Source organism: Bradyrhizobium cedriense (assembly GCF_054602315.1).
Map to the genome: position 1 here is coordinate 1 of NZ_JBTSWB010000002.1, position 20418 is coordinate 20418.

A 20418-nucleotide genomic window follows, 5' to 3' on the forward strand; every position below is an offset into this window, starting at 1 on the left:
CGCATCGCTACGATAAGATCGCCTACAAAGGCCGAAACGTCATCGAACGGATGTTCTGCCGCCTCAAGGACTTCCGCCGGATTGCAACTAGATACGACAAGCGAGCAGACATCTTCCTGTCTGCAATTCTTCTGGCCGCTGCGATCACTTGGTGGATCAATTGAGTCCGGACCCTAGCCGCCCCTGATCGGCGGCATGGTCACCTGCTCACGGCGGCAGGCGCGGCGCTCGATCTCGTCGCAGGCACGGAATTGCAGGTCCTTGCTGAGGCAGACGCGAACCTCGGAGAGCCGCGTCCGATTGCAGGTGACCGAGACGGCGGCATTGCTGAGACCCGGATTGGCCTTGATGAAGGCCTCCTCGACCTCCGCCGGCGCCACGGTCTTGGCCTGCGACAGATCGAGATAGTCGGCCGGGATCTTGATCGCGGCGCGCGCTTTCCGGATCATCTCGAAATAGCTGCGGCCCTCGAGCCCGGAGCAGGTGCCATGCTTGTCCCATTCGTTGAAGATCAGGCCCGGCGCCGGCATCAAATCGAGCATCGAGGAGACGATGTTGCGGTTCAGCCGGGGCGCCGGCCGCCGGCAATATTCCGGGAAGCCGTTCTCATATTGCGGCCACAGCCCATGCACCACGAAAGCGTAGGGACGCCCGCCGCATTGCATCTGTGACCGGCCGCCGCGCTCGGCCGCCTCCTCGCAGAACGAAGGCGACCATGACAGCGCGAGCACGTAGAAATCGAACTCACCCGGTGCGTTCTGCCGCTTGTCCTGGGCCTGTGCATGCCCGGCGAACGAGGCTAGCCCCGCGGCGAGCGTCAGCGAGATCATCAAGCGTGACAACGAACGCAATCTGGAATGAAACATGGCGACGGCCCTCAACTAGACTGTGCATATAGCCTAGCAGGCGATTGGAACATTTCAAGAACAAAATTAGGCGCTACCGATTGCCCCCTGGCTCGACCCGAATCAGGCGCCCTTCAGATCAGGGCTTGGCGGCGCGGCAAGCCGGATTGTAGGCCCAGTTGCGATCGACCCCGACCACGCACCATTCGACACCGTTGCCGTAGCCGGCGAAGCCGCCGTCCTCGATGATCGAGAAGTGCACCTTGCGCACCTTGCCGTCATTGAGCATGGCGTCGCCGGTGCAGAAGCGGCGCGGAATGTTATCGGACTGCCAGGGGCGGAACGCGACCTCGCGAACGGCAGAGAAGCCCGTGATCTTCAGCGACGAATTCCAGAACGAGCTTTCCTTTTCCCAGAACTGGGTGGCGATCGTCGGCAGCGCCTGGTCGCAATCGGCGACGGCGCCGTCGTAGCGGGGGCCGCTCAGCCAGAAATTGAGCTCCAGCGGATTGGCGGCCCTGGCCTCGCCGAGCGACAGCGCCCCGAACATGAGGCCGAGCACGGCGGCAAAGCGGAGCGATTTCAGGGAGGGGGCGCGCATGATCAATCCGGACAGCTAAGGTCTTGCGAAGGTCGGACGGTGCCGCGAAGGCCGGGGGAGGTCAAGTGCAGCGCGGCAACACTTCGCCAGGAGTTGACCGGAATGTGCCCGCTGACTGGGCTTCGGTTCTTTTCACTTCCATCCCGGCACCGTACACTGGCGGCTAGCCAATTGGAGTGACGGGAATGCGAATCATTGCGGCCGCGGGCCTTCTTGCCCTGGGTATGATGGCGAGCCAGTCGGCGCGCGCCGATCTCCTTCCTGTGCCGCCATTCAAGGGCAACGACACCGGCGGCATCATCGCCTATTCCATGGCGACCCAGGTCGATGCGCGCCAGGTCGCGGTCGATCATTGCGCGCGCTACGGCAAGGTCGTGAAATTCCTCGCGGTGCAGGCCTCCGAGGGCGGTTATGTCTCGTTCTCCTGCCGCTGGGTGCCCTACGGCGCCGCCGCGCAGCCGATCCGCACGCTGTACTGAGACGCTGTCGTAACGCCGCATTCTTTCGGCCGGAGCCTCCCCATGACGCGCAAACTTGCTTTGCTCGGCTCGATGCTTTGCTTCGTGCTGTCGGCAGGCAGCGCCAGCGCCGAGGATTTGCCGATGCGCAAGGCCGGCCTATGGGAAATGAAGCTGGTCACGACCGGCTCGCCCATCCCTGAAATGACCATGCAGCACTGCACCGACGAGACCGTCGACAAGGAGATGAGCAACAACGTCTCTCCGATGGCCAAGCAGATCTGCGCCAAGCAGGAGATCAAGAAGACCGCGACCGGCTATGTCAGCGATTCCGAATGCAGCGTCGCCGGTGTCAGCACGACTTCGCATGCCGAGATCACGGGCGACTTCAACTCGGCCTATACGGTGAAAACCACATCGCATGCGCAAGGCGGCGTCGCCGGGGCGGCCGGCCGCGATAGCACCATGACGCTGCAGGCCAAATGGCTGGGCGCCTGCAAGCCGGACCAGAAACCCGGCGACATCGTGATGCCCGGCGGCTTCAAGATGAACGTGCGCGACATGGACAAGCTGAAGGCGCTGCTGCCGAAGTAGGAGAGCAAGCGGCACGGACGCCGGTGCGCTCCCTCGCCCCGTTCTCACGAAGAGAGAGGCGGGGTCAGGGGCCTCTCTGCCCGGGGGCGAGGTAGGACCGCTACACCGGAATCCGCACGCTCGCCCTTAATCCGCCCATTGGGCTGTCGCCGAGCGTGATGTCGCCGCCGTGCGAGCGGGCGATGTCGCGGGCGATGGCGAGGCCTAGGCCGGTGCCGCCTTCGTCCTGGTTGCGGGCGTTGTCCAGCCGCAGGAACGGCTTGAACACCTCTTCGCGCAAGTGAGCGGGAATGCCCGGGCCGTCGTCGTCGATCGTCACGGTCAAGTAACGGTGATCGCGCTGGCCGGTGATGGCGATGGCCTTGCCGTAGCGGGCCGCGTTGGTGACGAGGTTGGCGAGGCAGCGCTTGAACGAGGCCGGCTTCACCGTCACCACCGGCAGGCCGTGGAAGGCAACGGTCGCCGTGTGGCCGTGGCGTTCGGCATCGCTGCGCAGTTCTTCAAGCGCCTGCGCCATGTCGGTCGGCTGCGACTGCTCGCCGGAATCGCCACGAGCAAAGGCGAGATAATCCTCCAGCATCATCGACATCTCGTCGACGTCCTTGCGCATGCCCTCGAGTTCGGGGCTGTCGCCGATCAGCGCCAGCTCGAGCTTGAAGCGGGTCAGGATGGTGCGCAGATCGTGGCTGACGCCGGCGAGCATCGCGGTGCGCTGCTCCATGGTGCGCTCGATGCGCGACTTCATTTCGAGGAAGGCGACTGCCGCGCGCCGCACCTCGCGCGCGCCCCTCGGGCGGAAGTTCGGCGCTTCGCGGCCCTTGCCGAAGCTTTCGGCGGCATCGGCAAGGCGCAGGATCGGCTTGATCTGGTTGCGCAGGAACAGCACCGCGACGATCAACAGGATCGAGGACGTGCCGACCATCCAGAACAGGAAGATCTCCGAGTTGGAGGCGTAGGCCGCGCTGCGCTGCGCGAACACGCGCATCACGGCGTCGTCGAGCTGGATGCGGATCTCGACGAGATTGGAGCGGCCGACCGTGTCGATCCAGAACGAGCGCCCGATCTGGCGCCCGAGCTGCACCGACAGCGTCTGGTCGAGCAGCGAGAAGAACGGCTTTGGTCCTGGCGGCGGCATGTCGCCGGCGGGCAGGAAATCGACCACGAGGCCGAGCCGCTGCTGGGCGATGCGGCGGATCTGATCACGGTCCTTGTCCTGCGGATAGCCCTTGTAGACGTCGATGAGCGCGGCGATGTCCTGTACCACCGCGGCCGACAATCTGCGCGTCACCGTGTTCCAGTGCCGCTCCATGAACACGAAGGCGACGACCGATTGCAGCACCACCATCGGCACGATCATGATGAGGAGCGCGCGGGCGTAGAGGCCGGTCGGCATCCAGCCCTTGAATGCGTTGCCCATCCAGCCATTGGCGGCGGAGACGCGGCCGGCGGCGCTTCGCAGCAGCGTCAGGCCGGTATCGATCGTGCTCATCGCTCGCGCTTCACTGCTTGGGTCTCAAGGCGAGGCCACCAGCCGGTAGCCGATGCCGCGCACTGCCTGGAGGAACAGCGGATTGGCTGGGTCGGTCTCGATCTTGCGCCTGAGGCGGTTGATCTGCACGTCGACGGCGCGCTCGTTGACGCTGCCGTTGCCGGTCAGCGCGCTGCGCGGCACGGTTTCGCCCGGTGTCTCCGAGAGAATCCGCAGCATCTCGCGCTCGCGATCGGTGAGGTGGATGACCTCCTCGCCCTGGCGCAACTCGCCGCGGTCGAGATGGTAGACGTAGGGACCGAAGGCAATTTTCTCGACGATCGCGGCCTGCGGCGGCGGGGCGGCGCGCTTGAGGATGTTGTTGATGCGCAACGCGAGCTCGCGCGGCTCGAACGGCTTTGCCACGTAATCGTCTGCGCCGATCTGAAGGCCCTCGATGCGGGCTTCCGCTTCGTGCCGCGCCGTCAGCATCACGATCGGCACCGAGGAGGAGGTTCGAATGAAGCGGGCGAGATCGAAGCCGGTTTCGCCGGGCATCATCACGTCGAGAATCAGGAGGTCGAAATGCAGGCCAAGCAGCTTGGATCGCGCGTCGCCGGCGCTCGCTGCGGTGGTGACGCGGTAGCCTTCACCGGCGAGAAAGCGCGAGAGCAGATCGCGGATGCGGCGGTCGTCATCGACCAGCAGCAGATGCGGGGCGTCATCGGCGGGTTGCACCGGCGGGCGGGCGAGCGTGGCAGCGAGCGGCACGGTCACTCCTTGTCGTGGTTGACGGAAGCGAAGATCGTCTCGAGCACCTTGTCCGGATCGTCGCGGTCGATCATCGCGCGCAGGAAGCGCTTCACGGTCTCGGCGTCTTGCGGAGCCATCTCGGCAAGCGCCCTCGTGATTCGCGTGGTCTGGAGGCCGGCGAGCTTCTGCACCAGCGCCTCGCCCTTCGGTGTCGCGTAGAGCAGGCGCTGGCGGCGATCATTGTCGCCGGTCTTCTGCACGATATAACCCTCGTCCAGGAGCTGCTTGAGCACGCGGCCGAGCGACTGCTTGGTGATGCGCAGGACGTTGAGGAGGTCGGCGACCTTGAGGCCGGGATAGCGGTAGACGAAGTGCATGACCCGGTGGTGGGCCCGGCCAAACCCGAACGCCTCCAGCTCCTGGTCTGGATCGCCGACGAAGTCGCGATAGGCAAAGAACAGCAGCTCGATGATATCCCAGCGCAAATTCCCTCCGTCGGAGCCGGCCGGCCGAGGCTCGGCGGCGTCATGAGAGGAGCTCGCGAAATTTATGTCAGGCATATTGACGTATCTTGGGTTCAATGTTACAAAACGATCGGCCCGTACGAAATTTTAGGTCGTTTCACGACGGGGCGGCATCGAAGCAGGGGCGGCGGAAGGAGCCGGACAGGCGACGACGGCCGGATCTGATCTACCGTGCGATTGTCGAGCGGCATTTCGGCAAAACATACTGGACTTCCGCCTTCCGCAAAAGCATGTCCTCAGCGACATGCTGGCCACGGAAACCGGCCGTAACAAGGCTGGCGGTGGTCCGCAGAAACCAAATCGAGCCAGCCGGGGCCCAAAGCGGGCAGGCGGGCGCCAGAACAGCGCCGCCACCGGCAGCGGGAGGCAAGGACATGAGCATGACATTCGACATCCAGCCCGCATCCAATCCGACGTCCGAGAAGGACCGCGTCGCCAAGCTGGTGGACCCCGGCTTCGGACGGATCTTCACCGATCATATGGCGATCGTCCGCTACAATCAGGCCAAGGGCGGCTGGTACGAGGCGCGGATCGAGGCGCGCGCCAACTTCCAGCTCGATCCGGCCGGCGCCGTCCTGCACTACGCCCAGGAAATCTTCGAGGGCCTGAAGGCCTACAAGCGCGATGACGGCGGCGTGAACCTGTTCCGTCCTGACGCCAATGCGCGCCGCTTCAAGGACTCCGCCGACCGCATGGCAATGGCACAGCTGCCCGAGGACGTCTTCATCGAGGCAGTCGAGCAGGTCGTGCGCATCGATCGCGCATGGATCCCCGGCGGCGAAGGTAGCCTTTACCTGCGTCCCTTCATGATCGCGAGCGAGACCTTCCTCGGCGTCAAGCCGTCGTCCGAGTACATCTTCGCGGTCATCGCCTCGCCGGTGGGGTCATACTTCAAGGGCGGACCCGCCCCGGTCTCGATCTGGGTGTCGGAGAATTACACGCGCGCAGCCGTCGGCGGCACCGGCGCCGTCAAGTGCGGCGGAAACTATGCCGCGAGCCTGCGCGCCCAGGCCGAAGCGATCCAGCACGGCTGCGATCAGGTCGTCTTCCTCGACGCGATCGAGCGCCGCTACATCGAGGAGCTCGGCGGCATGAACGTCTTCTTCGTGTTCGATGACGGCTCGCTGCTGACGCCGCCGCTCGGCACCATCCTTCCGGGCATCACCCGCGACTCCATCATCACGCTCGCGAGGGATGCCGGCAAGACCGTGCGCGAGGAGCCCTATTCGCTCGATCAGTGGCGCAAGGATGCGGCCTCGGGCAAGCTGAAGGAGGCGTTCGCCTGCGGCACCGCGGCGGTGATCTCGCCGATCGGCAAGGTGCGGTCGGTGAGCGGCGACTTCGACATCGGCGGCGGCGCCGCCGGCCCCGTCGCCATGGGCCTGCGCAAGCAACTCGTCGACATCCAGTACGGCCGCACCAACGATCCGCACAATTGGATCCGCAAGGTGTCTTGATCGCCGGTGAGAGCGTCTTCTCCTTCTCCTCCTGGATAACCAAGGGGGGAGGGGAAACGCGCATGGCGTGTGGCTTTTCGTGCACTGAACGTACCGCCACAACTCCGCGACAAAGCCAGGATACATCGAGTCATCCTGGACATTGCGATCATGGCAGCAAAACTCTCCCAACTCCTGAAATGGGTCGTTCTCGCCGCAATCACCGGCCTCTCCGTCTTCGGCATCCTGACCATCGGCCCGACGCACGAAGTCGCAGCGCAAGACCGCTCGCCGATCGTCGATGTGCGCACCAGCGATCCCGAGATGAACGCGGCGATCGCGCGGGCCCGCGGCACGCTCCCGACCTTCTGGGCGTCCTACGAATCGCCGAAGCCGGCGGAGACCGGGCACGCCCTGAAGGTGCGCTTCTCGACCCGCAAGGGCGGCGAGCACATCTGGATTGGCGAGGTGAAGAAGCTGCCAAATGGCACCTATTCCGGCCTCTTCGCCAACGAGCCGCGCGACATGCCGGGCAAGCACGCCGGCGACAAGGTCTCGTTCGCCGAAACTGACATCTCGGATTGGATGTTCATGCGCAACGGCAAGATCGTCGGCGGCGAAACCATCAAGCCGACGCTGAAATCGCTTCCGAAGGCGGATGCCGACGCCCTCAGGGCCCGGATGGAGCAGCCGTAAAGGCGGGGGGCTCGGGCCCGTAACCGCACACTCCGTCATGCCTGGGCTTGTCCCGGGCATCCACGTCTTTGGCACCCTCATCGTGCTACGTGGATGGCCGGGACAAGCCCGGCCGTGACGAGTTCTGCGGACGGCCCGGTTGCCGCATCCCGCGTCGGCTGGTAAACGCCGCGCATGGCCGAGAAACCCAAAAAACCCCAGAAACTGAAGGCCCGCCTGCCGCGCGGGCTCGAGGATCGCGATCCCGCCGCGATCCGGGCGACGCGGGAGATGGTCGAGAAGATCCGCACCGTCTACGAGCTCTACGGGTTCGAGCCGGTGGAGACGCCGGCAATGGAGTACACCGACGCGCTCGGCAAATTCCTCCCCGATCAGGACCGTCCGAACGAGGGCGTATTTTCGTTCCAGGACGACGACGAGCAGTGGATCAGCCTGCGCTACGATCTGACCGCGCCGCTGGCGCGCTATGTCGGCGAGCGCTACGGCACCGACGGTCTTGTCTTGCCCTACCGCAGCTACCGCGTCGGCTATGTCTTCCGCAACGAGAAGCCCGGCCCCGGCCGCTTCCGCCAGTTCATGCAGTTCGATGCCGACACGGTCGGCTCGGCGACGCCGGCGGCAGATGCCGAGATTTGCATGATGGCCGCGGACACGATGGAGGCGCTCGGCATTGCGCGCGGCTCCTATGTCGTGAAGGTCAACAATCGAAAAGTGCTCGATGGTGTTCTGGAGGCCATCGGGCTGGGCGGTGACGAGAACGCTGTCCGCAGGCTTACGGTGCTGCGCGCGATCGACAAGCTGGACAAGTTTTCCGCCGACGAAGTGCGCAAGCTGCTTGGTCCCGGGCGGTGGGACGGCGGCGAAGAAGGCAAGGGTGACTTCACCAGGGGCGCCAATCTGAGCGAGGCTGAGGCAGACGTCGTTCTCGCCATCACCAAGCCGCGTGAGGATTGGAAGGAAGCCATCGCCGCGGCAGAAGCCTACCTTGCCAAGAGCCAAGTCGGTCAGGCCGGCGTCAGCGAGCTCGAAGAGATTGCCGAGCTGGTCACGGCGTCGGGCTACGGTGCGGACCGCATCAAGATCGATCCGTCCGTCGTGCGCGGCCTCGAATATTACACCGGCCCTGTTTACGAGGTCGAACTCCTGCTCGACACCAAGGACGAGAAGGGCCGTCCGGTGCGCTTCGGCTCCGTCGGTGGCGGCGGGCGCTACGACGGCCTGGTCTCGCGTTTTCGCGGCGAGCCGGTGCCGGCGACCGGATTCTCGATCGGCGTGTCACGCCTTCAGGCCGCGCTGACGCTGCTCGGCAAGCTGGATACGCGGCCGGAATTCGGCCCCGTCGTCGTCACCGTGTTTGATCGCGACCGCGTCGCCGACTACCAGAAGATGGTGGCAAGCTTGCGCACCGCCGGCATCCGCGCCGAGCTCTATCTCGGCAATCCCAAGAACATGGGCAACCAGCTCAAATACGCCGATCGCCGCAACTCACCTTGCGTGATCATCCAGGGTTCGGATGAAAAAGCGCGCGGCGAGGTGCAGGTCAAGGATCTCATCGAAGGCGCCAAGGCCGCCGCGGCGATCGCCTCCAATCAGGAATGGCGCGAGACCCGGCCGGCGCAGTTCTCGTGCAGCGAAGCAGATCTCGTCGCGAAGGTGCGCGAGGTCCTGGCGCGCCATGACGTGAGCTGGGGCTAGCCATTCACTGGCGTCGTCATGCCCGGGCTTGTCCCGGGCATCCACGTCTTGTTTGATAGCGAAGACCGTGGATGGCCGGGACGAGCCCGGCCAGGACGGAGAGAGAAGAGGGAGCGAACAAAATGCCTGAGATCACCATCAGCATGGCCGAAGGCCGCACCGACGAGCAGAAGGCCGGCATGATGCGCGACATCACCCAGGCACTTGTGAAGAATCTCGGCGTCGATGCCGATGCCGTCGTCATCCAGATCAACGAAGCCCCGCTGCGCCACAAGATGAAGGGCGGCAAGACCTTCGTGGAGCGCGCAGCAGCGGCGAAGAAGTGACGCTTTAGACTAGCGTCATTCCGGGGCGCGCGAAGAGCGAACCCGGACTCTCGTGCCGCAAACTTCTGGATTCCGGGTTCGGCGCTACGCGCCGCCCCGGAATGACGAGCAAGCACCATGGACGCACGCGACTTCATCAAGATCGGCATGAGCGCCGAGCGCACGCTGGTGGTCCCGGCCGAGCGCACGGTCGGGCATTTCGTGCCCGGCATGCCGATGGTCTACGCAACGCCGATGATGATCTTGGAGATGGAGATGACGTCGGGCGATGCGATCCGCTCCGCCCTCCAGCCGGGCTGGGTCACTGTCGGCACCGAGGTCGACATCCGCCATCTTGCAGCAGCCCTTGTCGGCGCGACGGTGCGGACCACGGCGAAGGTGGTTGCCGTCGAGCGCCGCGTCATCCGGTTCGAGGTCGAGGCCTACGAAGGCACGCGAAAGCTCGGCGAGGGCCGCCACGCGCGCGGGCTGGTGAATGTCGAGATGTTCAACAAGCGGCTGGGGGCGTAGGGAAGCGCTTCAGCGTGACTTAACCCGCGCTGCGCGCTCCCGGCGTCGAATAGAACGCTTCCTGCTCCCTGCGGACACGCACGGCAGGCAGGGTCTCGTCGATCGCCACATCGGCCCAGGTAATGCAGGAATCCTTTGCCACCGCCTTGGTCAATCGCACATTGTGTGCCAGCCCGAGCGGCAGATAGCCCTTTGCAAGTGACGTGCTGGCCGGCGTCAGCTTGCCGAAAACAGTGTAGCCGCCTTCTCCGTCCAGTGTATCTCCCTCGCGCAGGTCCTTCTTGGCTGTCGCGGCAACATCGGCGTTGAACGTCGTTGCAACGCCTGTCGCCTCCTTGCGCAGGGCGATCGAGGCCACTGAAATTCCAAGCTCCAGACCTATGAGATGCCACTTCTTGTAGGAGCTCATGTAACGACCGCTCGGATCGGTGACGACGCTGTATTCCTGGAAGCAGTTGCGGATGTAATCGCTGTCGCCTTCGAAACAGACCCAGACGCCCTTGCGGATGTCGTTGGGGATCGGTTTGCCCTCGGCCGTCAGGCAGGACACGACTTCGACCTGGCCCTTGGATTCCAGAATGCCGCCCTCGGAACGCGGGCGCATCAGCGTCGGGATGTCGTCGACCGATCCCGGCGGGAATGCGAGGCCTTGCGAGGGCGCCTCCAGCCCGGTTGCGTTCGCGATCGCGGCCGATTCGATCGCCGGCTTGGAGCCGTCGAGGAACGCGTTGAACATTTTCGGATTCATGCCGCCGCGCGCGGCTTGCTCGGCAGACAGTCCCCAGTGATCCCAGACCGTTTCGGGCGTTGATTCCCGATAATGCGGCAGCCATTTGTGGCCGCGGCCCGCCGCCACGACCGGGAAACCGCAGGCCCTTGCCCAATCAACGAGGTCGCAGGCGAGGGCCGGCTGATCGCCGTAGGCAAGGCTGTAGATCACGCCTGCCTGCCTGGCTCTTTGCGCAAGGATCGGTCCGCAGAAGGCGTCAGCCTCGACGGTCACGTTGATGACGGCCTTGCCCGCAGAAAAGGCGCCGAGGCAGTGCTCGACCGCCGCGATGGGATTGCCGGTGCATTCGGCAATCACCTCGATGCCTTCGCACCTCACCAGCGCTTCCCAGTCGTCGGTCAGGAACGTCGTGCCGTTCTTGAGCGCATCCTCGAGCGAGGCTGCGGCGAATTGCTCCGGGCGCCAGCCGACCCGGTTCAGGTTTTCGCGGGCACGCGACGGGGACAGGTCTGCAATTGCGACGAGATGGACGCCCGGCGTGCGCAGAACCTGATGCAGGTACATTGCACCGAACTTGCCCGCCCCGATCAGCCCGATCCTGATGGGGCGACCGTCGGCCTGTCGTTCGAGAAGTTTCGCGTAGAGATTCACGATCGCTCTCCCTACCGGCAACAGCCAGGATCGCATTGCATCCGGCCGACCGGGGCCGAAGCGCTCTTGATCCGCCTACTTAGCCAATTCCTTCGACCGCTTCGTGGCCGCCGCGATGGCGCGGATCATCAACTCGCGCAGGCCGGGCTCGCCCATCAGCACGCCGAGCGCCGCAGCCGTGGTGCCGCCGGGCGAGGTGACGTTCTGGCGCAACGTGCTGGCGGGAAGGTCTGACCGGTGCAGCAACTCGCCGGAGCCGGCGACGGTTTCACGTGCGAGCTTGGTTGCCAGCGCTTCGGGCAGTCCTGCCTCGACGCCGGCGCGCGCGAGTTCCTCGGCGAGCAGGAACACATAGGCCGGGCCCGAGCCGGATACGGCGGTGACCGCGTCCATCAGGCCTTCGTCCTCGACCCATTCGACCGAGCCGGTGGCGCGCAGCAGCGCATCGGCCACCGCGCGCTGAGCGGCGCTGACACTCTCCGCTGCGACCGCAACGGTGATGCCACGGCCGATCGCGGCCGGGGTGTTCGGCATCGCGCGCACGACGGCGCCGCCGCAGACCTCTTCAAGCGACGCGATCGTGGTGCCCGCCATGATCGAGACCACCGAGGTCCGGTTCGAGACGAACGGCTTCAGCCTGGCGCCGGCCTCGCGGAACATCTGCGGCTTGACCGCGACGACCAGCGTCTCGACCAGGCCGGCGGTCTGTACATCGGGGTTGAGCACCACGCCCTTGGCGGCCAACGCTGTGATCTCGGGCGAGACGTGCGGATCAATCACCGCGACGCGGCGCGGATCGAGCCCGCCCGAAAGCCACCCGGTCAGCATCGCACCGCCCATCTTGCCGGCGCCGGCGAGGAGAATGGTGCCGGTGATGTTTTGGAGGGGGTTGCTGTCTGCCACTGTGATCACCCAAGCAAAAGGTGTCGTCCCTGCGAACGCAGGGACCCATAACCACAGGTGGTTCTAGTGGATGGAGGGCGGAGCAACAAGCGTTGTGCCACGAGGAGCATCACGCGATATGGGTCCCTGCGTTCGCAGGGACGACGATGAGGAGAGAGAAGTGGGCCTCCTCACTTGCTGAAGAGCAGGCCTACGCCTCTCCCACCGTGTCGAACATTGCGGCGTCCATCGCCTCGACCGTGGTCTTGCCGGCCCACACCACGAACTGGAACGCGGGAAAGTAGCGCTCGCAGGCGTGGATGGCGCCGGCGAGCATGGCTTCGCATTGCGCCGTGGAGGCGGTGAGGCCGCCCGGCAGCACCAGGGCCTGGCGGTGCATCACCATGCCGGTGTTGGTCCACAGGTCGAAATGGCCGACCCACAGCTGCTCGTTGACCGCTGCCACGAGCCGCTGAACCTCGCTTCGCCGCGGCAGCGGAATCTTCATGTCGAACGCGCAGGCCAGATGCAGCGCCTCGATCTCGCCCATCCAGGTGAAGGAGAGCTGGTAGTCGGTCCATTGTCCCTTCGAGACAATCGTGAGTTCGTCCTCGCCGGAACGTTCGAACGGCCAGTTGTTGCTGGCGGCGATGTCCTCGACGACCGCGAGCGGATGGCTTCTGGAATCGATAGTGCCTTCGAGCAGGGACATGCCGTCTCGACCTCTTGCCTTCTTGTTGTCTTTGATACGCACGCGGTTGGGCCCGGCGCGCGCTCCCTAAACGTCGCTATGGCGATCTCCGGGGTCGCTCTCGCGATCCCCTCGGATCAGCGCGGGCCTGTCGCGGATCAAGTGATGTGATTTGCGGAATCTGCGCAACGGGGTCCCGAGTCCGTCCACAAGCCAGGACTCGTTCGTCCACAGCTCATCTCCGCCACAATTATTAACGCCGGCAGTCCCCAATCCGGACGGAGGAGAACAAACCGGAATCGAATTCACCGGGCGGGCGTCAATCGTTGAATTCCGCCCCGCGAGGCCCGCTCCCGCGGGGCTGGCATGGGACCATGCGATTTGCCCATGCGGAACGCGCTTGCCGCGACTGCGCGGGGGTTGCATATTTGCGGGCAGGCCGTTCATTCCGGGCGGCCGATGTTCTCAGGGCGGGGTGAAAGTCCCCACCGGCGGTAAGGGCCGAAAGGCCTAAGCCCGCGAGCGCCTTCCCCCAGGGTTCCTGAAAAGGATTTCGCCGAAGGGAGGGGTCAGCAGATTCGGTGCAACTCCGAAGCCGACGGTCATAGTCCGGATGAAAGAGAACGGTCGGTGGCAGACGCATCGCAAGATGCGGCTGTTTGTCGTTCCGTGTGCCCTGATTCTGGTCCTTGAACCGAGGAAAGCCATGAATCAGATGCTGCAAGATCCCCAAGTCCAAACTTCCCAAACTCCCAAAGCCGAAACCTCCCACTCCGCCGAACCGCCGGTTCCACGTGGCCCGGCGACGGATCATCCGCGCTTCGCAAAGCCGCAGCGGGTGGCCTTCGTGCAGGCCTGCTGGCACCGCGAGGTGGTCGAGGAGGCCCGCATCGCCTTCGTGAAGGAGGCCGAGGCGCGGCACCTCACCCATGTCGACGTATTCGAGGTGCCGGGCTCGTTCGAGATCCCGCTGCACGCGCAGGTCCTCGCCAAGACGCGGCGCTACACCGCGATCGTCGCGGCGGGCCTCGTCGTCGACGGCGGCATCTATCGCCACGAATTCGTCGCCGACACCGTGATCAAGGCGTTGATGGACGTGCAGCTCCGTACCGAAGTGCCGGTGTTCTCAGCCGTGCTGACGCCGCAGCAATTCCACGAGACCGAGGTGCACTACGACTTCTTCCGCAAGCACTTTGCCATCAAGGGCGTCGAGGTCGCTGCCGCCTGTGCGGAGACTTTGCTTGGCCTCGAACGTCTCCGTGGCCAGGTCGCGGCGGGGATCGTGGGGTAGGCCAAGGTCATTCCGGGGCTCGCGAAGCGAGAACCCGGAATCTCGAAGTTCTCAGGTGCGCAACCGCGCACCTGAGTTCGGCGCTGACGCGCCGCCCCGGAATGACGATGAAAAATCAGTCGAACAGGCTCGAAGCCGACTCTCCGGCGGCCGTCGTCAGCCCAACGATACACCCGCCTTGGCCCGGCTGATCCCGAGGGCCAGGATGCGGTGCAGGAGGTCCGGGTATTCGAGCCCGGCATGCTGGGCCGCCGTGGCGAATTCCTGGCTTTTCGCGATCTCGGGGTTGGGATTCGCCTCGATGAAATACGGCATGCCGTCGGCGGTGAGACGAAAGTCGATGCGCGCGTAGCCGTCGAGGCCAAGCGCCCGATAGATGCGCTTCGCGGCGCGCTGGATGCGTGCGGTAACTTCGGGCGTGAGGTCTTTCGCCGGCCCGTCGACGATGCCGACCTTCTCCTGATAGTCGGTGTCGTGCTTGGCCTTCTCCGTGGCGATGTGCCGAGACCTGCGCCCGCCCATGCTGCCGAATTTCAGTTCCCAGACCGGCAGGACGCGCAGGCGATTGTTGCCGATCACGCCGACATAAAGCTCGCGCCCCTCGATGAATTGCTCGGCGATGGCGGCGGTTTCGCTCCGATCATGGATGAAGGCGACGCGCTCCGCGAGCTTTTCGTCGGTGTCGACGATCGAGGCCTGGGAAATGCCGGCAGATCCATCCATGTTCAGGCTCTTGACGATCAGCGGCAGCGCAAGATGCTTCGGCCGCTTGACCTTGCGTCGCATCGGGAAAACGGCGAAGGCCGGCACCGCGATGCGCCGGTGATGCACCAGCGTCTTTGACAGGTCCTTGCCGCGCGCCAGGATCAGGCCGCGCGGGTTGCAGCCGGTATAGGGCACCTTCATCAGTTCGAGATAGCTGGCGATATGCTGGTCGTAGGCGACGTTGTTGTGGAATTCCTCCAGCAGCGTGAAGACCACGTGCGGCTTGAACTCCTCGATCGCCTCGCGCACCGGCTTGATCTCCTCCTGCGCGCCGAGCGCGCGGACGTCGTGGCCGGCCGCACGCAAGGTGCTGACGACGTCGTATTCCGTTTTCCAATTGTTGATTTCCTGCGCGGTGTATCCGTCGGAGGAGTCCGGGGGCAGGAAGTCCGGATGCATGAGGACCAGAATGCGAAGGCGTCTCATAGCGCGATCCATTTGCGCCGGGACGGGCCGAACATCGTGTGCATCGTCTTGGCGGTCACGAGGACGGTGAAGTCGAGAACGAGCTTCTGTTCAGGGCCGACGGCGCGCAGGTCGAGCTCGCGGCAGCGGGAGATCATCTCGTCGAGCACGGCATCGAGCGTGAGCTGGTTCTCGCCCGTCCAGCGCGCGACCAGTTGCCTGATGTGGGCGCGGTGCCGCCTGATCAGGGCCGAAGCCGGCTTCGAGCGGTGATGGCGTGGGTCGGCTGAAAACAGCCGGGAGAGGTCGCGGTCGTAGGTTTTCGGCGGCGTGAAGGCGTAGAACGCCTGCTTCTTCTTGTAGTGGTCTTCGAGCGTCTGGCTGAGCCGGCTCAGCGGGTCGACGCGCTCCCGCGTCGTGATCTGCGGCCGCTTTCCCGCAATCTCGCTCATCAGCTCGTCGACATATTCGAGCTTCTTCAGCGCCGGCCAGCCGGCATATCGCGTCCGCCAGTTCGAGCGCGGCCGCAGCCACACCGCGAAGGTTTCGGCGAAATCCTCGTCCGGATGGCTCTGCGCGTACCACAGCCGGAGATGCTGGACGTATCGCCTGCTCGCGGGATTGGGCCGATAGTAGCGAGGGTAGTGTTTCGATGACGGGCCGAACAGCTGCTGCCAGCGCCGTCGGCGCTGCAGCTGGTAGCCGTGCTGCAGGGCATGGCCGGCTTCGTGACGGAGGATGGCCATGCATTCGCGCCAGGTCCCGCCCTCGACGTCGAACATCATCTTCTTCTCGAGCTTCATCAGGCGCGGATGGGCGAGATAGAAGGGTATGGCGATGCCGGGGACGTCGCCCGGACTGAACCATTCGCTCGAGATCCAGGTGTGCGGCCGCAGCCGAATGCCGCGTTCTTCGAGTTCCTCGTGCAGCGTGCTGACGCAGTCCTCGAGCCAGGTGCCTTCGACCGTAACCCTCAGGCTGGAGAGACGCTGCTTGAGCAAGGCGTCGTCCGACAGCTTCTCCCAGGCAAATTTCCGGCGGGGCATCAGGCATCCAGTGGGCAGAGATGACTCGGTCACCGGATGATGTCATGGGCTGCCGTTGGCAACAACCCGCGCGGTCGGGTCGCGGCAGGCACCGCGTAGATGGTGGTCATTCCGGGGCGTGCGTAGCACGAGCCCGGAATCCATTGATCTCACGGATTGCTGGAAGATGGATTCCGGGTTCGCCTCTCCGAGGCGCCCCGGAATGACGACTGTAGAAAATCAGTCGAACAGGCTCGAGACCGACTCTTCGGCCGCCGTGCGCGCGATCGCGTCGGAGATCAGGCTGGCGATCGGTAGCGTGCGGATGTTCGGAGCCTTGGTCACCGCATCCGTCGGCAGGATCGAGTCGGTGATCACCAGCTCCTTCAGCTTCGAGCCGGAGATGCGCGCGGCTGCGCCGCCGGAAAGTACGCCATGGGTGATGTAGGCGTAGACGTCCTTGGCCCCCTTGGCGATCAGCGCATCGGCCGCATTCACCAGCGTGCCGCCGGAGTCGACGATGTCGTCGACCAGGATACAGGTGTAGCCGGCGACGTCGCCGATCACGTTCATGACCTCGGACTCGCCGGGACGCTCGCGCCGCTTGTCGACGATCGCGAGCGGGGTGTTGATGCGCTTGGCGAGGCCGCGCGCACGCGCCACGCCGCCGACGTCCGGCGAGATCACCATCACCTTGGAGAGGTCGAACCGCTCCTTGATGTCGCGCACCATCAGCGGCGCCGCGTAGAGATTGTCGGTCGGGATGTCGAAGAAGCCCTGGATCTGGCCGGCATGCAGGTCGAGCGTCATGACGCGATCGACGCCGGCCTGCGTGATCAGGTTGGCGACCAGTTTGGCCGAGATCGGCGTGCGTGAGCCCGATTTGCGGTCCTGTCTTGCATAGCCGAAATAGGGCAGCACCGCGGTGATGCGGCGCGCCGAGGAGCGCCGCAGCGCGTCGGTGATGATCAGGAGCTCCATCAGATGGTCGTTTGCCGGGAACGAGGTCGACTGGATGATGAAGGCATCCGAGCCGCGGACGTTCTCCTGGATCTCGACGAAGATCTCCATGTCGGCGAAGCGCCGCACCACCGCCTTGGTCAGCGGCAGGTCGAGGCCCTGCGCGATGGCCTGCGCGAGGGCCGGATTGGAGTTGCCGGCGACGAGCTTGATGGAGCCGTTCTTGGCCGACATGGACGCTTCCTCCCGCGCTTTGCTGGATACGACGTTCAACATCAGAAAATACCCACTGGCAGCACGGTTACGACGGGCGAGGAAATATCAGGCGAGAGGCCGCAATGGCAACCCGGCATGCTACGTTTTCCCTTCGATAATCCTGAGTCGGGCCAACGGCTTGGCCGCAACTTGAGACCGTGGTTTAACGGGGGTTATCGGTCGGCGTAGCCGAGGGCCGAGGCGGGCATCTCAGGCACGGGCGCGACCGGGCTCATGCTTGCCACTGCCGGTCCGCGCAGGCCCGGAGCGGCGCTCGGCGTATCCGGCGCGCCGTTGATCATGTTGGAAAGTCCGCTGAATCCGGCCTGGGCGATCTTCCGCAACACGAGATCGTCGGCAGCCGCCCATGCGTCGCGGCCGCCCTTGGCCGAGGTCGGTTCCTCGCCGGAGAGGCGCAGCGCCCGCTGCTGGTTGGCGTCATAGACGTCCCAGACCCAGGCGATGACGGTCTTGCCGCGCACCACCTGGGCCGAGAGGTAGCTGCGCACGCGGTAGGCGGCTGTGCCCTCGCGGGAAACGACGGACAGGCTGCGCAACTTGGATTCGCTGTCGAGCACGCCGACCATGCGGTCGAACACCTGGGGCGGCGGTCCGTCGATGGATTCGAACGCCACGGTCGACCCGCCGCCGACGCTCGGCGCCATCGCATAGGAGTTGGCGGCATTGCCGCCGCCGCCGGCACAGCCGCCGAGCGCGGTCGCAGCCGCCAGCAGCATGACTGCCAGCACGCGCGAACCCGCGCGGCGCAGAAATGATGACGCGTCCCTCATTATGGAGGGCAGCGATATCGTTAAAATCGATTAACGTCTAGGGCAGCGGCGACACACACCGGGAATACACGGATTTCTCGTGTTGTCACTTGGGCTTGAGCCACCCCGAGATTGCGCATCCTGGACGCGCTGCGGCGCATGGTGCCGTTGTGCTGCGTCCGGGACACGAGACTGTGTTGTTCACGCTTCCAGCGCGATGGCGTGAACATGCCGGCCGTAATCCGGCTCTTTGCGATGCACGGAGCGGCGGTAACTGAAGAAGCGCTCGTCGGCATAGGTGTCGAGCCCGAGATCGTCGATCATCAGGATTCCGGCAGCTTCCAGCCGCTTGCGGATGAAGCCGGCGAGATCGAACATCGCGTGGCCCTCGCGCACGGACGGGATGAAGAACACGGCATTCTCGGCGTCGGCCTCGATGAAACGCGTCACGAACTCGTTGCCGACCTCATAGCTCTCCTGGCGGATCAGCGGGCCGATTGCGGCGATGATGCCGCCACGGGTGGCGCCGAGATTTTCCATCGCCGAGATGGTCGCTTCGAGCACGCCCGTCAGCGCGCCCTTCCAGCCGGCATGCGCGCCGCCGATCACGCCGGCGTTGGGATCGACGAACAGCACCGGTCCGCAATCGGCGGTGGAGACGCCAAGCGCAATGCCGGGTTTGTTGGTGACGAGCGCGTCGCCCCTTGGCCGCGGTCCGCTCGGCCAGGACGCATCGGCGACGAGCACGTCGGGCGAATGGATCTGGTGCAGGCTCAGGAAGCGCTCCGGCGCGACGCCGACATGCTCGGCCATCCGGCGGCGGTTCTCCGCGACGAGCGCCTGATCGTCGTTGGACCCGAGCCCGCCATTCAGCGCCGAATAGATGCCGCCGGAGACGCCGCCCTCGCGGGTGAAGAAGGCATGGCGCAGGCCGGGCACGGACGACAGCAGCGACGAAGCAAGCGTCATCAGGTCTCTCCAGACTGTTCGGGATCGCTGAAGCCGGCAAGGCCCGATAGCCGCGGCTCGGAGATGCCGAGCACCTTGAACATCGAACCCATGCCGCCGCGCCCGGTATCGGTCAGGCGCTTGTGCGCCACGGAAATGTCGGTGGCGACGTCCGGCGCCGCCTTCTGCATCAGGGCCGCGGCGCGGGTGTCGATGCCGATACGCTTGAGGAAGTCGCCTTGCGTCACCGGACCATGCACGCGGGCGCCGACGTCCTCGGCCGCGCGCGCCAGCGCCTGGAAGTCCACATGGGCGGTGACGTCGGCCTGGCCCGGCGCCTTCAAGGGATCGGCGAAGGTGTGGCGTGCGATGGCCTGGAAGGTGTCGCCGGCATCGCTGCGCAGATGGCCGTAGTCGATGATGAGCGCTGCGCCGTCCTGGTCGCGCACGCGCGTGGCGAGCTTCATGATTTCGGTATCGGGTCGCCATTCGAACACGGCGCCGATGGGCGCGGCGCGTACCAAAGAGGGCAGCAGCACGTCGAAGCGTGGCGTCGGCTCGGGCGCTGCGCCGAACTGGAGCCTTCCGTTGGGATCGATCTCGATCACGCGCTCGTGCCAGCCGGTCTCGTGGCGGATCATCTGGTGGATCGGCAGCACGTCGAAATATTCGTTGGCGAGAATGATGCCGGGGCCTTCCGGCACGTCGTCGATGCTGTCGTGCCAGGCGATGTTGCGCACGTTGGAGAGCGTCGCACTCTGCCGCTCACGCAAGACGGGATTGACCTCGACCAGATGGATGTGGAGCGCCTGGTAGAGCGGCGGCAGCACGCGGAGTGCGCGCAGCGCATCCGCCATCATGGTGCCGCGGCCGGGACCCAGCTCGATCAGCCGCAAGAATTGCGGCGAGCCCATCTGCTTCCAGACCGAGGCGGTCCACAGTCCCAGCAGTTCGCCGAACATCTGGCTGACCTCGGGCGCCGTGGTGAAGTCGCCCTCGCGCCCGAGCGGATCGCGCGAGACGTAATAGCCATAGCGCGGATGCATCAGGCACAGTTCCATGTACCGCCAGACCGGCATCGGGCCTGCGGACTTGATCAGCGCCTTGATCTCGTTGAGTAGCGGCGAGTCGCTCACTGT

23 protein-coding genes and 1 riboswitch are annotated in these 20418 nt (G+C 65.1%); of the genes, 9 read left to right on the plus strand and 14 right to left on the minus strand.

Annotated features, from left to right (window positions below; all coding sequences use genetic code 11):
- Positions 1 to 164, plus strand: a 164-nt coding sequence (locus ACYCVF_RS06265; RefSeq protein WP_459606558.1) for a transposase, incomplete at its 5' end; no start/stop codon positions are given.
- Between the two features lie 9 nt (positions 165 to 173).
- On the opposite strand, the gene ACYCVF_RS06270 is transcribed toward ACYCVF_RS06265, so the two are convergent.
- Positions 174 to 866, minus strand: a complete 693-nt coding sequence (locus ACYCVF_RS06270; protein ID WP_459599929.1) for a ribonuclease T2 family protein — start codon at positions 864 to 866, stop codon at positions 174 to 176.
- A gap of 118 nt (positions 867 to 984) precedes the next feature.
- Positions 985 to 1446: a hypothetical protein gene (locus ACYCVF_RS06275; protein ID WP_459599927.1), complete on the minus strand. Its 462-nt coding sequence runs from the start codon at positions 1444 to 1446 to the stop codon at positions 985 to 987.
- A 185-nt stretch (positions 1447 to 1631) separates the two neighbouring features.
- On the opposite strand from ACYCVF_RS06275, the gene ACYCVF_RS06280 reads away from it, so the two are divergent.
- Together ACYCVF_RS06280 and ACYCVF_RS06285 are read left to right on the plus strand one after the other, a co-directional pair.
- Positions 1632 to 1925: a hypothetical protein gene (locus ACYCVF_RS06280; RefSeq protein ID WP_459599925.1), complete on the plus strand. Its 294-nt coding sequence runs from the start codon at positions 1632 to 1634 to the stop codon at positions 1923 to 1925.
- Positions 1926 to 1967: 42 nt separating this feature from the next.
- Positions 1968 to 2498 (plus strand): DUF3617 domain-containing protein, encoded by a 531-nt coding sequence (locus tag ACYCVF_RS06285; protein ID WP_459606500.1) that lies wholly within the window; start codon positions 1968 to 1970, stop codon positions 2496 to 2498.
- Between the two features lie 100 nt (positions 2499 to 2598).
- Here ACYCVF_RS06285 and ACYCVF_RS06290 read toward each other — a convergent pair whose 3' ends face one another.
- From ACYCVF_RS06290 to ACYCVF_RS06300, 3 genes are read right to left on the minus strand one after another with little or no spacing between them, the layout of a single operon-like run.
- Positions 2599 to 3987, minus strand: coding sequence for an ATP-binding protein (locus ACYCVF_RS06290; RefSeq protein ID WP_018318346.1), 1389 nt, complete (start codon positions 3985 to 3987; stop codon positions 2599 to 2601).
- A 24-nt stretch (positions 3988 to 4011) separates the two neighbouring features.
- A complete protein-coding gene (locus ACYCVF_RS06295; RefSeq protein ID WP_459599921.1) occupies positions 4012 to 4743 on the minus strand; it encodes a response regulator in 732 nt (243 codons plus the stop codon).
- Positions 4740 to 5279: a MarR family winged helix-turn-helix transcriptional regulator gene (locus tag ACYCVF_RS06300; protein WP_459599919.1), complete on the minus strand. Its 540-nt coding sequence runs from the start codon at positions 5277 to 5279 to the stop codon at positions 4740 to 4742. The genes ACYCVF_RS06295 and ACYCVF_RS06300 overlap by 4 nt, the downstream gene beginning before the upstream one ends.
- Positions 5280 to 5617: 338 nt before the next feature.
- Here ACYCVF_RS06300 and ACYCVF_RS06305 point away from each other — a divergent pair, with 338 nt between their 5' ends.
- The 5 genes from ACYCVF_RS06305 (at position 5618) to ACYCVF_RS06325 (ending at position 9906) form a co-directional block, all read left to right on the plus strand.
- Positions 5618 to 6700 carry a branched-chain amino acid aminotransferase gene (locus ACYCVF_RS06305; protein WP_459599917.1) on the plus strand — a complete coding sequence of 361 codons (1083 nt, stop codon included), beginning with the start codon at positions 5618 to 5620 and terminating at the stop codon, positions 6698 to 6700.
- A 150-nt stretch (positions 6701 to 6850) separates the two neighbouring features.
- A complete protein-coding gene (locus ACYCVF_RS06310) occupies positions 6851 to 7375 on the plus strand; it encodes a YegJ family protein (protein ID WP_459599915.1) in 525 nt (174 codons plus the stop codon).
- Positions 7376 to 7549: 174 nt separating this feature from the next.
- Positions 7550 to 9070 (plus strand): histidine--tRNA ligase, encoded by a 1521-nt coding sequence (gene hisS / locus ACYCVF_RS06315; protein ID WP_459599913.1) that lies wholly within the window; start codon positions 7550 to 7552, stop codon positions 9068 to 9070.
- A 122-nt stretch (positions 9071 to 9192) separates the two neighbouring features.
- A complete protein-coding gene (locus ACYCVF_RS06320) occupies positions 9193 to 9396 on the plus strand; it encodes a tautomerase family protein (RefSeq protein ID WP_025033847.1) in 204 nt (67 codons plus the stop codon).
- Between the two features lie 117 nt (positions 9397 to 9513).
- Positions 9514 to 9906 (plus strand): thioesterase family protein, encoded by a 393-nt coding sequence (locus ACYCVF_RS06325; protein ID WP_459599911.1) that lies wholly within the window; start codon positions 9514 to 9516, stop codon positions 9904 to 9906.
- 19 nt (positions 9907 to 9925) lie between these two features.
- Here ACYCVF_RS06325 and ACYCVF_RS06330 read toward each other — a convergent pair whose 3' ends face one another.
- The 3 genes from ACYCVF_RS06330 to ACYCVF_RS06340 all read right to left on the minus strand — a co-directional run bounded on the left by ACYCVF_RS06330 (position 9926) and on the right by ACYCVF_RS06340 (position 12881).
- Entirely contained in the window at positions 9926 to 11287 is a 1362-nt protein-coding gene (locus tag ACYCVF_RS06330) for an NAD(P)H-dependent oxidoreductase (RefSeq protein ID WP_459599909.1), read from the minus strand.
- A gap of 75 nt (positions 11288 to 11362) precedes the next feature.
- The gene (proC, locus tag ACYCVF_RS06335; RefSeq protein ID WP_459599907.1) at positions 11363 to 12199 is read right to left on the minus strand and encodes a pyrroline-5-carboxylate reductase; all 837 of its coding nucleotides are present in this window, start codon (positions 12197 to 12199) and stop codon (positions 11363 to 11365) included.
- Between the two features lie 181 nt (positions 12200 to 12380).
- Positions 12381 to 12881 carry a type III secretion system chaperone family protein gene (locus ACYCVF_RS06340; RefSeq protein WP_459599905.1) on the minus strand — a complete coding sequence of 167 codons (501 nt, stop codon included), beginning with the start codon at positions 12879 to 12881 and terminating at the stop codon, positions 12381 to 12383.
- 436 nt (positions 12882 to 13317) lie between these two features.
- A riboswitch (FMN riboswitch) is annotated at positions 13318 to 13489 on the plus strand.
- A gap of 77 nt (positions 13490 to 13566) precedes the next feature.
- Here ACYCVF_RS06340 and ACYCVF_RS06345 point away from each other — a divergent pair.
- The gene (locus tag ACYCVF_RS06345; protein ID WP_459599903.1) at positions 13567 to 14151 is read left to right on the plus strand and encodes a 6,7-dimethyl-8-ribityllumazine synthase; all 585 of its coding nucleotides are present in this window, start codon (positions 13567 to 13569) and stop codon (positions 14149 to 14151) included.
- A 156-nt stretch (positions 14152 to 14307) separates the two neighbouring features.
- On the opposite strand, the gene ACYCVF_RS06350 is transcribed toward ACYCVF_RS06345, so the two are convergent.
- The 6 genes from ACYCVF_RS06350 to ACYCVF_RS06375 form a co-directional block, all read right to left on the minus strand.
- A complete protein-coding gene (locus ACYCVF_RS06350) occupies positions 14308 to 15342 on the minus strand; it encodes a D-alanine--D-alanine ligase family protein (RefSeq protein WP_459599901.1) in 1035 nt (344 codons plus the stop codon).
- Entirely contained in the window at positions 15339 to 16367 is a 1029-nt protein-coding gene (locus ACYCVF_RS06355) for a putative zinc-binding metallopeptidase (RefSeq protein WP_061020492.1), read from the minus strand. The genes ACYCVF_RS06350 and ACYCVF_RS06355 overlap by 4 nt, the downstream gene beginning before the upstream one ends.
- A gap of 219 nt (positions 16368 to 16586) precedes the next feature.
- Positions 16587 to 17540: a ribose-phosphate pyrophosphokinase gene (locus tag ACYCVF_RS06360; RefSeq protein ID WP_212374359.1), complete on the minus strand. Its 954-nt coding sequence runs from the start codon at positions 17538 to 17540 to the stop codon at positions 16587 to 16589.
- Positions 17541 to 17734: 194 nt separating this feature from the next.
- A complete protein-coding gene (locus ACYCVF_RS06365) occupies positions 17735 to 18352 on the minus strand; it encodes a hypothetical protein (RefSeq protein ID WP_459599899.1) in 618 nt (205 codons plus the stop codon).
- Between the two features lie 180 nt (positions 18353 to 18532).
- The gene (pgeF, locus tag ACYCVF_RS06370; protein WP_459599897.1) at positions 18533 to 19300 is read right to left on the minus strand and encodes a peptidoglycan editing factor PgeF; all 768 of its coding nucleotides are present in this window, start codon (positions 19298 to 19300) and stop codon (positions 18533 to 18535) included.
- The gene (locus ACYCVF_RS06375) at positions 19300 to 20415 is read right to left on the minus strand and encodes a class I SAM-dependent methyltransferase (RefSeq protein WP_459599895.1); all 1116 of its coding nucleotides are present in this window, start codon (positions 20413 to 20415) and stop codon (positions 19300 to 19302) included. Before ACYCVF_RS06375 ends, pgeF begins: the two co-directional genes overlap by 1 nt.
- Between the last annotated feature and the right edge of the window lie 3 nt (positions 20416 to 20418).